Origin of the sequence: Marinactinospora rubrisoli (assembly GCF_042664915.1) — a bacterium.
In the GTDB taxonomy this organism is placed as follows: Bacteria; Actinomycetota; Actinomycetes; order Streptosporangiales; family Streptosporangiaceae; genus Marinitenerispora; species Marinitenerispora rubrisoli.
Genome location: NZ_JBHTBH010000005.1, coordinates 442379 through 457192, shown reverse-complemented (window position 1 = coordinate 457192; position 14814 = coordinate 442379). Strand labels below are relative to the sequence as shown.

Here is a 14814-nt window from a genome sequence, read left to right as displayed (position 1 = left end):
CCCGTCTCCGTACTGGCGAGCCACCTCGCCGTATCCCGCCCCGCGGGGGCGAATCAAGGAGTCCACATGCTCGATGACGACACGCCCGCCGACGGCCCATTCGGGGCCTCGCCCCCGCTCGTCGACGAGTTCACCGGCCCCGCGTACACGGCGGAGGAGAGCGTCCGGGTCGCCTGCATGGTGGCGGACGGCCTGGCGGCACTCGCGGCAGAGGAGAACCTCGACTCGTTCCGTCTCCCGTACCCGGACCCGGTGCAACGTGCCCTGAACCGCGTGGTCCTGGCGGCGTTGCGTCGCGGCATCGACCCGAACCAGTTTCCCCAGAGCGTCATGGGGCTCGTCGCGTGGTGCCGGGAGGTCCCGCTCTCGGAGTGGCCGCTGTCTCTTCCCGACGACCGCGACTGGAACCAGACGCTGATCGACCGCGAGACCAACGAACGGACGCCGCTGTGCATCCGACTGGAACGGAGATCGCCCTATGCATCGGATCGCGGGATGCACCGGATTCTCATGGGCGAGTTCCGGAGCCAACTCAAGAGCCTGGGGCTGGCAGAAGGCGAACGCCTCCGGGTGGAGCACGACTTCGAACAGGTGATGGTGCAATTCCCGGTCCTGACGCGCGCAATGAGATTCGAGAAGGCCGAACTGGTACTCGGCTCCATCGCGGATCTCATGTCGGAGTTCTACCGGCCCATGCCGAGCAGGTTCCTCCGCGACGGGGTCTGCCGGCTGTGCGAGCGCTGCAACCTCCCGCTGTATCCGCGTGCCGGTCAGGAGTGGTGGTGCGAGACCGCGGACTGCCAGCGCCGAAGCCGGCACGCGGGCAAGGCTCCCAAGTTCTCCCGCACCTTCTCCACGCCGACCGGCCGTGACCTTTTCCTGCTGATCAGGCCGTTCCGCCTGTTCGTCACCGCCCCGGCGAATCTCGCCCGCCAGCCCTGATCGGCTGCCGCACTCTCCCGAGAGGATCCCATGCGCGACACCAAAGAGGCACGGGCCGATCTGCTCGCCGAACTGCGGCGAAAGTGGCCCACCAGAATGGCCGGCGCCCCTGATCCGGTGCTGGTCACGGACGTGGAGCTGGGTCTCACACTGATGGCCGCGCTCTCGCCGGAACTGACGGTCGCCGACGGGTGGACGGTATTCGGCGGGTACCCCTTCGCCCAGGCGAAGGGCCTGCTCCACGAGGGCCAGCCCGACTATGCGGTCAAGATGGCGCTGCTGCGCGTCGCCCGGCACTACCTGTGGCCCATGCACCGACGCCGGACCTGGCTGCACGCCATACGGCGCTACGAGCAGCTGCCGTCCGAACTGCGCGGTTACGCGATCACGGGCGACCAGCGCCCGCCCGAGCGGCTCGATCCCTCCATCGCTTCCGGGCGCTGGCGCGTGTACGCGGCGCTGCTCAAGGCGGCACCGCCCTACCTGGACCGTTCCCTCCCCCGAGCCCGGAAGGGGCGCTACGCCTATCGGGCCGACGGTGAGTGGCATCAGATCACCTTCCCCGACGACGTGCCCGATGTCCCCATGCCCGCCTTCGATCTGGCGGAGCGACGCGGCCGCACACGCCGCCCCCTCGTCGTGCCGGTGGACGAGCTGCAGGCCATCGCCCACGAGGTGGCCGCGAATCCCGAGGTCCGGGACGGACACCACTGGCGCACGCGACTCGGACGCGTCGCACTCGACGTCCTCGACAAGGAGAGCGGTGAATTCAGGCGGGATCAGCAGGAGTTCCGCATCGACGAGCTGCTGCACCTCATCGGCATTCCGGGTATCGGCAAGAGCACTCTGCGGGACATCATCACGACCTGGGCGGTGCGAAGGAAGAAGCTGCGGGTGACCCTGGTCGTCGGAGATGTCGCCGACGTGCTCGACCTGGTCAGGTTGTTCAACGGTCTCGGGATGCGAGCCGCTCCGGTACTCGGAACCACGACGCGAGACATGCATGTCGGGCGACTGCACCGCAGGCTCGCCGCGAAGGGCTACCCCGACCTGCTCGCGCATGATGACCACGGGTTCGACTACCTCAGTACCGCGTGCGCGGTCGACGCGCTGCGCGCCCCCGAAGAGACGGCGAAGCCCCTGGCATACTCGCACGCGCCCTGCGCGACGCTCGTCAGGGAGGGCACGGGCGTGGACGACGAGGAGCGGAAGGCCCGGGGGGCGACGGCGAAGCGGTACCGGCACCATGCCTGTCCCTATACCGACCGCTGCCCACGTCATCACGGCGCCCGTGAGTTGCTTGCGGCCGACATCTGGGTGGCGACCCCGGCCAGTCTCGTTCAGACGGCCGTCCCCCGGTTCCAGAACGGCGAGCGGGTCCGGTACCTGGAACTCGCCTGCCGGCGCAGTGACCTGATCATCGTCGACGAGGCCGACCGTGTCCAGATGCAGCTGGACTCGATGTTCGCCCCGTCGGCCTCGCTGTACCGGCCCGGCGCGAATTCCTGGCTGGACGAGCTGAACCGGCACAACGTCGCCGAGCTGGCCCGCGAGGGCCGTGTCCAGCTGTCGGAGGCCGTCGTCTCGCAGTGGACCGCCGCGCTGGACACGGTGTCGACGACCGCGAACCGCCTGTACCAGCTGCTCGTGAGCAACAACGAGCTGCGCGGGTGGATCAGGGCCGACTACTTCAATGCCTGGACCCTGCAGCAGGAACTGATCAACCGGTGGCCCGCGAGCCGGCGCCCGGAGGTCCCCGATGACGAGGAACGGACCAGTAACGCCGAGCAACGCAGCAGGGAGGTTCTCGCCCGGCTGGACCGGGACCCGGAAGCGGGTCAGGACGTCCGCCGCAAACGGCGCGAAGAGCTGTTGCAGATCATGGACGACTTCCTGGACGACCCGCTCGGTGACGGCGACGCCACCGCCGGCACGGCGCGCGACGAGCCCGAGCCGGAACGGCGGCCCGAGACGGCGGCGCTGGTCGATCTGGCGCGGCGGCTGGTCACGAACTCCCCACGGAACGTGCACGTCCAACGGCGGCTCCGTTCGCTGTTCCTGGACCTCGGCGGCATGGCGGAGCCGAAAGAGGTCGCTGAGGAGCGGGGCCTCACAGAGACAGAGCAGGAGGAGTGCACCGAGCAGCTCGATCGCGATCTGGAGCGCTTCGAGTTCACCCTGCTCGTCGCGGTGATGGACGAGCGGCTGAACCTGCTGACGACCCTGTGGCCGCGTGTGGAGGTGCAGCTGCGCTTGGAGTCCTCCGCCAACGAGCTCTACCACCGTTCCCCCAACGACTACGGTCCGTTCATCCCCGAATCCCCCATGGGCAACGTGCTGGGCTTCCAGTTCCTGGAGAGCCGCGCCGGCAGGGCAGACGGAGATTCCGTGCCGGCGACGGGCGAACTCCGTTTCTTCCGGTGCGGCGGCGTGGGGCGCGAACTGCTGACCCGGCTCCCGCAGCTGGCCCTCACCGACGGCCTTCCCGGTCCCAACGTGCTGCTGATGTCCGGCACGAGCTGGGCGGGTGCCTCGACGCGCTACCACGTCCTCAGAGACGTGGGCGCCGTCCTCCGGGAGCGGCGGGACGAAGAGGACGCTGCCGCCCCTGGGCCGCGCATTCACCTGGAGACGCTGTTCTTCACCACGGACAGCCCGGCGGCCGACGGCAAGGGCAGACGGCGCCCCCTGCGGGCTTCGGGCGAGGATCCCAAACTGCGGCCGGCGCGGCTGCGCGAGATGGTGACGCTGCTGGCAGAACCGCCGGGCAACGACCCCGATGGGCAGAGCCTGTTCGCCCGGCACCTGAGCGACCTCGTGGACGATGACCGCGCCCGGCTGCTCGTCCTGGTCGGCAGCTACGACGAGGCGGACGACATCGCTGACCATCTGCACGGCTTCGACCGCTGGCGGGGAAAAGTGTGCCGGCTGATCTCCGACGACGCGGATCTGGAGCGTTTCGAGCGGCAACGGGATGAGGCACCGGAGCGCAGCAAGCGAGCCCTGGCGCTGCGGCGCGGCGATATCACCGAATTCGTCGAGACCGGGGCGCAGATCCTCGTGGCCCCGCTGCTCGCGGTGGAGCGCGGCCACAACATTCTCAAGGGTGGCAAGGCGGCGTTCGGGGCCGTCTACTTCCTGGCCAGGCCGTATCCCAGACCAGGTGATATCGAGATCGCCATCCAGGCGATGAACGACTGGACGACCCGCCGGCTCGATCCCGCGGCCTTCCGTCGCGGGCTGGACGCGTGGCACTCGCTGGACAGCGCGGGTCTGGAATTCCGGAAGAGGGCGCGGGCCGAGCTGCACCGGCTGCTCACCCGCGACTCCTCCTGGCCCAGACTCACCGGCGCGGATCGTGAGTACCTGACCTGGGACCTGCTCGTCGTGCTCTGGCAGGTCATCGGACGGCTCACCCGTGGCGGCGTCGGCGCGCGGGTGTACTTCGTCGACGCGGCGTTCGCGCCCACGCTCGCCGAAGGCGGCCGGCGGGAGTCCGCGCACCGCAGCCTTCTGGTCAGCATGCGGGACGTGCTGGCGCCGTACTTCGACGACGCCCCGTCAGCCGCGCCGCCTTCTCACGCCGCGGTGCCGCCCCCGCACCGCATCCCACCGGACGGCGCCAACCGCTACCTGGTGGAATCCCTCTACGCGCCCCTGTACGAGGGGCTGACCAACCTCCTCCGGGCCCCAGGACAGCCGCTGCCCCGCCAGACATCCGATGCACGCTAGGACACCACCATGTCGTCGTCCCCCTACCCGGCCATCCGGTTGACCGCCTACCGGCCGGCGACCGACCTGTCGCAGACCTTCCACGTCCTGCGGTTTCCGCGTCCCTGGCGCGCCGCGCTGCTCGAACTGTGGCGTCGGGGGAAGCGTCGCCCCGAGCGCCACCTGACCTTCCCCATCGGCCGGTTGAACGCGCTGCTCCGTGCTCTGGCGCCCGACCTGGTCTCGGTGGTGAACGGGGCGGGGCTCGATGACGAGGCGCCCTGGCTGTACGCGCGCACCCGCATTCCGTCCGAGGAGCTCATGACGCTCGTCCGGGCATGGGTGTGGGGGTTCGCCGAGCGGCCGGAGCGGCAGGGCGCCTGCCGGGAAGTGATCGACGCCCTCGATCCGGCCGACCTGGAGCGCGAGTGGCGGACCGTGGAGGTGGACCTGTTCGGACGGACGCTTACCTCCGGCGGGACGGCGCAGCCGCACGGCCACCTCTACCAGCTGCTCCCGGACGCTCTCGCTGAACGCATCGCGGCGACCGGGACGTTCCGGCACCGGGAGCTGCGGCTGGACTTCGCCGTCGCCCCGCGCTACCGCGGTGCCGAACTCGTCTCGTGGCCGCCCAACTCCTACCGGGATGAGAAGTCGGGCGAGCTCTGGCGCTACTCCTACCTGCTGACGCTGACGGTGCAGACGCTGCCCTTCACCGATCATTTCCGGGTGCACCTGCGCAGCGGGGTGCGCCGGTGGGTCACGCAGGGGGCGATCAGAATCCCGCCCGGATGGGGTTCGGCGGTTTACCTGCGAACCGAGTTCCCGTGGCTGCTCGGCGCGGGGCACACAGCTCGGTTCGCGGTCAACCGGATCCGCTACAGCTCTCGGAGCGGCGAGGCGGTGTGGAGTCCGGGCGGGTCGGGGTCCGTGATGGCCCGATTGGGCGACGGCGCGCGCTCGCTTCCCGAAGCGGAGCGGCTACGAGAAGACCCCGCCTCCTGGCTGACCGGGCACGACGGTCTGGAAGCGGCCGTTCCGTACCACACCGCGACCCGCCGGTCGCACAAAGTAGGCGCCGGTCTCATGGCGGGGGACCGCGTGCCGCTGAGCGAGTGGGTCGACGCCGCAGTGGCGCCGCACCTGGTCAGGGTGCCCGACTACCGCAGGGTTCACGTCCCGCTGCATCCGGGGAATCTGCTGCCCAAGCCGAAGGGCCAGGACAAGGCCGAGCAGGACGCCGACAAGGCACGGATCGCGCGTGAGACCGCGGTCGCCCATCGGCGGCTTCTCGGATCGGTCCTGCCGGGCGGTGTCCTGCAGGTGACCCTCCTGTGGCAGAACGAGCGGACGCGGGACGCATTGCTGACGGCTCTCACCGACCACCTCGCCCTCGACGGCCCGGGCGGGACGGATCCGGGGGCGCGCGTCTGGCAGACGCGTGAGGTGACCGTGCGCGTGGAGCTGCGCCAGCCCGGAGCGCTGACCGGTGACCTCGACCTGGGCGGCCGCCGACATCTCGACAGGGAGGCTCTCGGCGCCGCGATCGCACAACGCCGCGCCGAGACGGCCCGAGCGCTGGCGGCATCCCGTTCCGAGGGCGCCGGCACCGAGGACACGGCCACGCCCCGGCTGACCATCATCGAAATCGCGCCGAGCCAGGACTTCAAGCCGCGGCACGCCGATCCCAAGTTCGCGGTCCGGCTCGGCTGTGCGGACGCCGGCTCCCTCAGCCAGTTCATCAACACCGCCGTCCGCCCAGATGACGTCACGAGTCTCCCGCACCGCGCAGCGGCCGCCTGGGCGGACGGACTGCGCCAACTAGGTCTGCCGCTGGTACCGGAACACTCCCTCGGCACGGCGATACCCACCGGCTTGAGCTACGTCGCGGTCTGGATGATCAAGCGCCGCCGGGACGGCCCCACCCGGACCGCCTGGAAGCTTCCGGTGGCGGTACGCCTCGTCCGCACCGACAACGGGTGGTCGGTTACGGGCTGGGACCGTGAGCGGGACCGGTGGGTACCCTACCCCGAGCTGCTGCTTCGGCTGGCGAGCGGCGTGCGAGCGCAGACCGTGGCCGGCGAAACCGCCCCGGGATGGCGAGCCGCGGACGACGAGCCGGACGACCAGGCGGACGCCCCGTCGAACGAGGGCGTCCGCAGGTCCCGGTATCTGAGCCGCGACCAGAAACGGGCTGAGGTGGCCGCCTTCCTGCGGGTGCTGCTGTACGAACTGCGCGACGAGCCCACCTTGCTTCTCACGCACGCGCAGAATCTGCGCTACCACTGGACGTGGCTGCAGAACGGCGCGGTCGTGCGGGACCGGATCGCGCTGGAAGGTGAGTCCGCCGACGGCGAAGCCGGCGCGGAGGGCATCCCGTCGCTGGACACGTGGGGTGACGGACTACGGCTGGTGCGGATCCGGGACGGCGACGCTGACGAGACGGCCCAGTGGTACGGCGTGCGGAGAAAGGCCGGCGGCCCGCACGGGCAGCCGGAGGGCCTCTGGGTGGACTCGACGGAGCCCGAAGGGTCCGACGTCCGGGTGTTCTTCAGCACTACGGGTTCCGCGCCCTCGGCAAGGCAGGCGTCCGTGGCAGCGTCACGGTCGCTGCCCAGGATCGATCGCAAGGGCAAGGAGACGATCGACACCGAGCGCACGGCGTGGAACCCGAATCTGCTGGAGATCGCCGTCCTCGGCTGCCGTTCTCCTGAGCTGCTGGCGAAGTCGGAGTCGGGACCGGTCACGCCCGACGTTCCAGAGAGCTGGGCCGCCCTGACCCATCAGTTGCGGCACGCTCCTGGTCACCGGAGCCCACTGGCGCTGCCCCTCCCGTTGCACCTCGCCCGGCTTGCCGCCGAGTACGTGCTTCCGCACAGCGGAGCCAGCGAGGAGCTGATGGACGAGAACGACCTTCCACCGGCACGGGAGGACGTGCAGGAGACGCTGTTCTGAAGCGCCCTGTCAGGGCGGCCGGCCTGCGGGACGCACCGGCTCCGGTGCAGTGGGCTCTGTCCGGGCGTGAGCCGGAGAGGAGGGGAACAATGGGAGGAAGAGGCCGGCGGGGTCGCGTGGGGGAAGTGCTGGGCGGGGCCTTGGCCGGTGGGGATGGAGGGAGGTTGCCATGCGCCGGAACACCGTCCGGGAACCGTCGCAGGCGGAGCTCGCGCGGTACGCGCGGAAGGCCGGGGACGTGTTCGCCTCCGTGGGGATGCCGCGGCTCGCGGGGGAGGTCTTCGGTTATCTGCTGGTCTGCGATCCGGAGCTGCGCACGGCGGGGCAGATCGCCGAGGCGCTCGGGGTGGAGCGGTCCGACGTGGACGCTCCGCTGCGGCTGCTGGCCGCGATCCAGCTGGTGCAGCGGTCCATTCCGCCGCACAGCCCGACTCCCGTCTACCGGCTGCCCGACACCGCGCACTGGCGCGACCTCGCGCGGGCGCGCTTGCGGCTGCCGTCCGCGGTGCGGTCGCTGACCGAGGAGGGACTGGTCCTGGTCGGCGACGAGGAGGGGCTCGGCCGTGGGCGCCGGCTGCGGGAGATCCGCGACTTCACCCGGCTGGTCGAGCAAGATTTCGGGCCGTTGCGGGAACGGCTGGAGGCGCATCTGGCTGCGCGGGACCGCGGGGAGGTTCCGCGGCCCGGGTCGGCGCACGGCCGCTGATCACGTGGCGCCCGGGGGCGCCGGCGCCCCCCGGCGCCGGGGCGGGCACGGTGGGGACGGCCCGGTGGGGGACGCCGGCTACCGCACCGTTTTCGGTCGCTCGATTCTCACGTATTCGAGGTGCCGGACGCGGAATTTCTTACCGCGAGAATTCCGGCGTGCGCACTCGTGAATGCGGGTTTTCGACCGCGCTCCATAGTGAGACGGATCACGTCGCGGAAAATCGGGGCGCGGCCGCCGGGCCGTCCGAACACGACTCGACTCCGCCGGAGGGCGACGGCCCGCGAATTCGGACCCGCGCCGTCGGCCGGGTACGGCCGGGGTTCGCCCGGCACCGGCCCGGCCGGCGTGCCCGGGACGTCGGCTTTCTCGGCGGTCGACGGCGTGCCGGCCGGATTCGGCGTCCGGTTCGCCCGCCTTTCCCAGAGCCGGACGGTGGTCCGGCCACGGAAAGCCCAAGACCGCCCCGCCGTCCCGGTGACGTGCCGCGCGATCGGTGCGGGCTCCGAATCGACGCGCTCGGCTGCAATCCCGTAGCTGGAATACCAGATCGGATAATTCTTTGACTCACCGGTCGCCGCTTCGTAATCTCGGCACGAGTGAGTGGAGCGGCGGTGCCCCCTCGGCGTCCGCCCCACCGCCGCTCCGAACCCGAGGTGGCCGCCTCGGGCCTGACTCAACGTAGCCGCATCAACGCGCTTCGTGAAGCGTTGTCGGTCTCGGCTGCGACATATCCCCGCGAATGGCGCGCGACCTGGAATTCCAGGTCGCGCGCCATTCCCGTCATTCGCCGCACACCTCGTTCATCGGGCGCTCTGCGGCCGGGTCGATACCGCGGTCGGCCGTCGCGGCGATCCAGCCGCAGACGGCGTCGACCGTGGCCGGCAGTGCTGCCCGGGTGGTGTCGAGCAGGGTCATGGGCGGATCCATCGTGTGCGCGGCGGTCCGGATCCACTCGTTGTAACGGAGCATCTCGGCGATGCGCGGCTCGGTCCACTCACGCCATGCGGGGCGGGAGCGGAGCCGCCGTGCCAGCTCCCCGGGCTCGCAGACCAGCGCCAGGTAGTGGACGTCCTGGAACAGCGCCCGTTCGGGCAGCCGCTCGAACTCCGGCGGGGCGACCGTGCCGCACAGCACCGCCGGCCGCCCGCTCTGGTGGAGCATCGCGATCATCCGCAGCCACGTGGACCGGAACGCGCGGTGGTCTTCGGCCGGATCACGCAGTCCGGCCACCCACAGGACGTCCTGTTCCAGGATCACGTAACGGTCGGCCAGCCGGTCGGCCAGCCGCCGGGCGACGGTGGACTTGCCGGTCCCGCTCGGACCGGTGACGCAGTACAACGGGAGCCGGCGGAACGGCCGGCGGGTGCCGCAGTCGGGGCACACGACGACCGAGGCGCCGGGGTCGACGGCCGGCCGGTCCGTCCGGCCGCCGCATGCGTCGCAGATGAGCGGATTCACCGGTCAGTCGAACAGGTCCTCAAGGAAACTGCGGCGCCGCTTCTTGTGGTGGCCGTACGGCGGCGGCGAGTCCGGGTGGTGGTACCCGCCGTGCGGCGGCGGGGAGTCGGGATACCCCCGGTAGGGGCCCGGCGAGTCCGGCCGCCCGTGGAACGGTGGTGGCGAGTCGGGGCGCCCGTACCCGCCGTGGCCCCCGTAGGGCATGGTGGGCGCTCCGTAGTGACGCTGCTCGGCGGCGAGGATCTGTTCCAGCTCGCCACGGTCGAGGAAGATCCCCCGGCAGCGCTCACACTGGTCGATGCGGACGCCCTGGCGGTCGTAGGTGGTCATTCGGCTCTGGCACTTAGGGCAAATCACGCTCGTATCGTACCGATGCCCTGCGCCCCAGGGGTTTCGGCCACGGAATCACCGTCCGTCACACATCGTCACCGCGGCGCGGACGCGAGTGGCCGTATGTGGACACCCGAGCTTTAACCCTCTTTCCCTACCTGCAAAGTGTGTAATGGGAGTCCGCGCTGATCACCAAGAAACATTCACGTAAAGTGATGGGTCTTTCCATTTCCGTCAACTCCTGCCTAAGGTTCGGTCAACCGCGGTGCACACCCGCTCCGCGCGCCACGGCGTCCGAAACCATGGGCCGCCGTGGATCTATCCCCCTGGAGGAAGACGTGGACCGACCGTCCGGGAAAAGGACGCCCCTCGCCATCACCACCGCCGGTCTGCTGGCCCTGCCGCTCGTCGTCCTGGGCGCCGGCGCGGCCGGCGCCGAGGACCTGGCCCCGCTGACCACGGCCGGCGCCGCCGGAGTCGACGGCGAATACATCGTGGTCCTGGAGGACGACCTCTCCCCGCGCACCGTCTCGGCGGCCGACATCGGCATCCAGGCCGGCGACGTCGCCTACACCTACGACGCCGCCCTGAACGGCTACGCCGCCGCGCTGACCGAGGCCGAACTCGCCGAGGTGCGCGCCAGCTCCCAGGTGGCCTACGTCGAGCAGGTCGCCGAGGTGCACGCGCTCGACATCCAGCAGAACGCCACCTGGGGCCTCGACCGGATCGACCAGGCCGGCCTCCCCCTGAGCACCACCTACGAGTACGACTACACGGGCGCCGGCGTCTCGGCCTACATCATCGACACGGGCATCGTGCCGAACCACCCGGACTTCGGCGGCCGCGCGCAGGTCGCCTACGACGCGACCGGCGGCAACGGCATCGACGGCAACGGTCACGGGACGCACGTCGCCGGCACGATCGGCAGCGCCACCTACGGCGTGGCCAAGGAGACCGAGCTCTACGGCGTGAAGGTGCTCAGCGACAGCGGCCAGGGCACCACCGCCGGCGTCATCGCGGGCGTCGACTGGGTGGCCGCCAACGCACCCGCCGACTCGGTCGCCAACCTCTCACTGGGCGGCCCCGCCTCGACCGCCCTGGACAACGCGGTGAACGCGCTCTCCGCGTCCGGCGTCTTCGTCGCCGTCGCCGCGGGCAACGAGACGCAGAACGCCTCCAACGTCTCGCCGGCCCGTGCCTCCGGAGTGACCACCGTCGCGGCCTCCACGAGCACCGACGCCTCGGCCTCCTACACCAACTACGGCTCGGCGGTCGACATCTACGCCCCGGGCAGCTCCATCACGTCCACCTGGACCAATGGCACCCGGTCGATCAGCGGAACCTCCATGGCCTCTCCGCACGTCGCGGGCGCCGCGGCACTGTACAAGGAGGCCCGCGGCGACGACGCCCAGGCCACCATCCAGAACTGGCTGCGCAGCAACGCCAGCAGCGGCGTGCTGAGCGGCGTCCGCTCCGGCACCCCGAACCTGCTGCTCAACGTCTCCGCCCTTTGACCGGCTGAGCGGCCCGGCCGCACGCCGCGGGCCCGGTGCGGCCCCGGGACCGGATGACCGGTTCCGGGGCGGCACCGGGCCGCACCGCCGTCAGCTCCCGCGGCGCGCCGGCCGGCCGATCGCCCCGTACCCGGCGCGAACGCGCGGCGGACGGGCGCACGGCCGTGGACCGGACGCTCAGAGCCAGCGGCTGCGCTTGAAGAGCGCATAAAGCACCGCGCAGGCGCTGAGGATGAAGAACAGCGCCACCGGATAGCCCCACCGGGTGTGCAGTTCCGGCATGTTCTCGAAGTTCATGCCGTAGACCCCCGCGACCATGGTGGGGATCGCCATGATGGCGGCCCACGCCGAGATGCGGCGGCCGTCCTCGTTCTGCTGCACACCGACCTGGGCCAGGTAGGCCGACATCACCTGGCCGAGGAGTTCGTTGATGGCCTCCGCGCGGGCGGCGACCTGCGTGCTGTGGTCGGCGACGTCACGGAAGTAGGGGCGGGCCTCGGGGGTGACCCGGACCGTGTCGCCCGCGGCCACCGCCCCGGTCACCAGCATCATCGGCTGGGCGGCGCTGTGGATCTCCATGACCTCGCGCTTGAAGGCGTAGATCTCTCCGGCGAGGCGGCGGGCCTGTTCGACGAAGACCCGCTCCTCCATCCGGGTGACCTCCTCCTGCACGGCGTCGACGATGTCCACGTAGTCGTCGACGACCGCGTCCAGCACCCCGTAGAGCACGACCGGCGAGCCGAACCGGAGCAGTTCCGGTTCGGCCTCCAGCCGGCGCCGCACCGTCTTGAGCGGGTCGACGTCACCGTGCCGGACGGTCACCACGTAGTTGCGCCCGAGGCAGACCATGATCTCGCCGCCGGTGACGTCGCGGTTCTCCGCGTCATAGGACAGGGACTTCAGGACCACCAGCACGGCCGTCCCGTACCGCTCCAGTTTGGGCCGCTGGTGGGCACTGAGAACGTCCTCCACCGCGAGCGGGTGCAGTTCGAGCTCCCGCGAGGCGAGCGCGAACTCCTCCTCGGTGGGCTCGTGCAGGTCGATCCAGCAGAACGCCTCCGGATCCTCGGCGAGGGCGGCGTCGAGGGCGTCGCTGATGTCCCCGTCGACCTCGATCCGGTCGTTAGCGCGATAGATCGCACATTCGGTCATCACGGAGTTCGATTATGGTGCAGTTCACCACCCGCTACGCCTGAATTCGGACGATCGACCATCAAATGCCGCGAGCGCGCCGCGCGACCGGCCGGACCGTCCCCTCACCGCTCGGCGGACCAGGTCAGCGGGCGGGCGGGGGCACCTCGGGGTTCTCGTCGGCGAGCACGATCAGCAGCGCGTTGTCGTTGGTCATGCTGGTCGTCACCCGGCGCCCCAGCTCTGCGGCGGCGGCGCGGGCCGCCCGGCGGACCTCGGAGCGTTCCGCGGCGTCCACGGCCGGGATCTTCGCCCAGGCGCGGTGCCGGAGGGCGTCGAGGATGCGCGTGACCAGGTCGGCGAACTCGCCGTCCGCGCCGAGTCGCGCCGCTTCGGCGCGGGCCCGCGCGCTGGGCGCCGAGTTCAGGGGCCGGACGTTGTCGACCATGACGAGACTCCTTGGCTTGATTCCTCGCCCTCTCGACGGAGGGGGACCACCGCGGGAGCGGCCGGCCGAACGCGCGGGCCGGCAAGGCCGCCTGCGGGGTCCCGGTGCGACCGGCCCTCCAACGCCGTCCTCACGTCCGCGAGCCTACAGAAAATTCTCCCCTTTCGGATCCACGAACGGACCGGCCCGCGTGTTCGGGGCGCTCCCGTCATGCCGCCGTGGCGGCGGGACCGGGCCATGACGCATCCCCCGCTTCGGCCCGTCCGCAATCGCCGGCGCGCGGGGGCGGACGCGATGGCCCGGCTCCGGCGGCGCGAACGTATCGCCGCAGCTCAGCCGGCACTCCGGTGCGGGGGAGCGCGCGGGACGGCTCCCGTACGGCCCCGGCGCGGCGGTCGCCGCGCCGCCACGGACGGCCCCGCGGAACCGCCCGGACCGCGGCGCCGTTGCCCCGGCAAGGCCGGTTCCGGGCCGGTCCCGGCGCGGGACCCCGGGGAGCCGGCTCGTGGGCGGGGTGCGTGCACCCCACGACGCGCATTCTGGAAGGAAACGATGAACTTCAAACGCGTACTGGCCGCCTTCGGGGTCGGCGGTCCGAGCGTCGACACCGTCCTGGCCAACCCCGACGTGCGTCCCGGCGCGCTGCTGGAGGGGCACGTGGAGCTGTCCGGCGGCTCGGTCGACGTCGACGTCGACGCCGTGGTCCTGACACTCGTCGGCCGGGTGGAGCACGAGGGAGGGTACGGCGAGGAGGAAGAGGCGGCCGGCGTGGAGTTCGCGCGCATCACCGTGCGCGACGCGTTCCGGCTCGCCGCCGAGGAGCGGACCTCGTTGCCGTTCCGGTTTCCGCTGCCCTGGGAGCTGCCCATCACGGACGCGGGCGGCGGCCCGCTGCCGGGGATGGTGCTGGGGGTGCGCACCGACGTCATCATCGGCAACGCCGCCGACAAGGGCGACCTCGACCCGCTGCGCGTGCACCCGCTCCCGGTCCAGGACCGCATCCTGGAGGCATTCGTGCAGCTCGGCTTCACGATCAAGAACGCCGACCTGCACCCCGGCCACCTGGCGGCCACCGGACAGCAGATGCCGGTCTTCCAGGAGATCGAGTTCTACCCGTCACCGCGCTACGCGCACGAGGTGAACGAGGTGGAGGTCAGCTTCGTCGCCGCGCCGCACGGGGTCGAGGTGGTGCTGGAGTTCGACAAGCGCGGCAGCATGTTCCACGAGGGCCAGGACGTGTACGGCCGGTTCCGCGCCGACCACGCCGACGCCGACCGCCCCGACTGGGCGCCGCGGCTGGACGCGTGGATCGCCGAGGCCCTGGAGCAGCACCGGCGGTACTTCGGGCACGGCGGCTACGGCGAGTACGGACAGCCGGGCTACCAGCCCGAGTACGGGCACCCCGGATACCACCCGGAGTACGGGCACCACCACGAGGAGGAGCGCGGCGGCATGCTCAGCGGCGCGGCCGGGGTCGCGCTGGGCGTGGCCGGCGGGCTGGCCGCCGGCTACGTGGCCGCCGAGATCGTCGACGAGGTCTTCGACGGCGACGAGGAGGAGGCCGAGAGCGAGGAAGAGGAGGAGTAGCTCCGGCGGGGCGGTGCACGGCCGTGCCG

General features: G+C 71.1%; 10 protein-coding genes. 6 read left to right on the top strand and 4 right to left on the bottom strand.

The genetic code is table 11. The annotated features are described in order from the left end of the window. Positions 1-66 precede the first annotated feature (66 nt). The 4 genes from ACFQRF_RS13305 (at position 67) to ACFQRF_RS13290 (ending at position 8314) form a co-directional block, all read left to right on the top strand. Positions 67-942 (top strand): pPIWI_RE_Y domain-containing protein, encoded by an 876-nt coding sequence (locus tag ACFQRF_RS13305; protein WP_379871369.1) that lies wholly within the window; start codon positions 67-69, stop codon positions 940-942. Positions 943-972: 30 nt separating this feature from the next. After that, positions 973-4674 (top strand): pPIWI_RE_Z domain-containing protein, encoded by a 3702-nt coding sequence (locus ACFQRF_RS13300; RefSeq protein WP_379871368.1) that lies wholly within the window; start codon positions 973-975, stop codon positions 4672-4674. Positions 4675-4683: 9 nt separating this feature from the next. Next, positions 4684-7608, top strand: coding sequence for a pPIWI_RE module domain-containing protein (locus ACFQRF_RS13295; protein ID WP_379871367.1), 2925 nt, complete (start codon positions 4684-4686; stop codon positions 7606-7608). A gap of 169 nt (positions 7609-7777) precedes the next feature. Further along, complete coding sequence (locus ACFQRF_RS13290) at positions 7778-8314, top strand: hypothetical protein (RefSeq protein ID WP_379871366.1); 537 nt, start codon at positions 7778-7780, stop codon at positions 8312-8314. A gap of 783 nt (positions 8315-9097) precedes the next feature. Here the strand turns inward: ACFQRF_RS13290 and ACFQRF_RS13285 are convergent. Beyond that, positions 9098-9775, bottom strand: coding sequence for an AAA family ATPase (locus ACFQRF_RS13285; protein WP_379871365.1), 678 nt, complete (start codon positions 9773-9775; stop codon positions 9098-9100). Positions 9776-9778: 3 nt separating this feature from the next. After that, complete coding sequence (locus ACFQRF_RS13280) at positions 9779-10132, bottom strand: TFIIB-type zinc ribbon-containing protein (protein WP_379871364.1); 354 nt, start codon at positions 10130-10132, stop codon at positions 9779-9781. Positions 10133-10443: 311 nt separating this feature from the next. Between ACFQRF_RS13280 and ACFQRF_RS13275 the strand changes: the two genes are divergently transcribed. Further along, positions 10444-11619, top strand: coding sequence for a S8 family peptidase (locus ACFQRF_RS13275; RefSeq protein WP_379871363.1), 1176 nt, complete (start codon positions 10444-10446; stop codon positions 11617-11619). A 177-nt stretch (positions 11620-11796) separates the two neighbouring features. Here ACFQRF_RS13275 and corA read toward each other — a convergent pair whose 3' ends face one another. Both corA and ACFQRF_RS13265 read right to left on the bottom strand, forming a co-directional pair. Next, positions 11797-12771 (bottom strand): magnesium/cobalt transporter CorA, encoded by a 975-nt coding sequence (corA, locus tag ACFQRF_RS13270; protein WP_379871401.1) that lies wholly within the window; start codon positions 12769-12771, stop codon positions 11797-11799. 124 nt (positions 12772-12895) lie between these two features. Continuing rightward, positions 12896-13198 carry a hypothetical protein gene (locus ACFQRF_RS13265; RefSeq protein ID WP_379871362.1) on the bottom strand — a complete coding sequence of 101 codons (303 nt, stop codon included), beginning with the start codon at positions 13196-13198 and terminating at the stop codon, positions 12896-12898. A gap of 552 nt (positions 13199-13750) precedes the next feature. Between ACFQRF_RS13265 and ACFQRF_RS13260 the strand changes: the two genes are divergently transcribed. Then, complete coding sequence (locus tag ACFQRF_RS13260) at positions 13751-14785, top strand: sporulation protein (protein WP_379871361.1); 1035 nt, start codon at positions 13751-13753, stop codon at positions 14783-14785. Positions 14786-14814: the final 29 nt, after the last annotated feature.

What these genes read in the sequence shown, in the direction of transcription:
- ACFQRF_RS13290 (WP_379871366.1), top strand. Translation starts at nt 7,778, where the DNA reads ATGCGCCGGAACACCGTCCGGGAACCGTCGCAGGCGGAGCTCGCGCGG.
- ACFQRF_RS13295 (WP_379871367.1), top strand. Translation starts at nt 4,684, where the DNA reads ATGTCGTCGTCCCCCTACCCGGCCATCCGGTTGACCGCCTACCGGCCG.
- ACFQRF_RS13300 (WP_379871368.1), top strand. Translation starts at nt 973, where the DNA reads ATGCGCGACACCAAAGAGGCACGGGCCGATCTGCTCGCCGAACTGCGG.
- ACFQRF_RS13265 (WP_379871362.1), bottom strand. Translation starts at nt 13,198, where the DNA reads ATGGTCGACAACGTCCGGCCCCTGAACTCGGCGCCCAGCGCGCGGGCC.
- ACFQRF_RS13305 (WP_379871369.1), top strand. Translation starts at nt 67, where the DNA reads ATGCTCGATGACGACACGCCCGCCGACGGCCCATTCGGGGCCTCGCCC.
- ACFQRF_RS13260 (WP_379871361.1), top strand. Translation starts at nt 13,751, where the DNA reads ATGAACTTCAAACGCGTACTGGCCGCCTTCGGGGTCGGCGGTCCGAGC.
- corA (WP_379871401.1), bottom strand. Translation starts at nt 12,771, where the DNA reads ATGACCGAATGTGCGATCTATCGCGCTAACGACCGGATCGAGGTCGAC.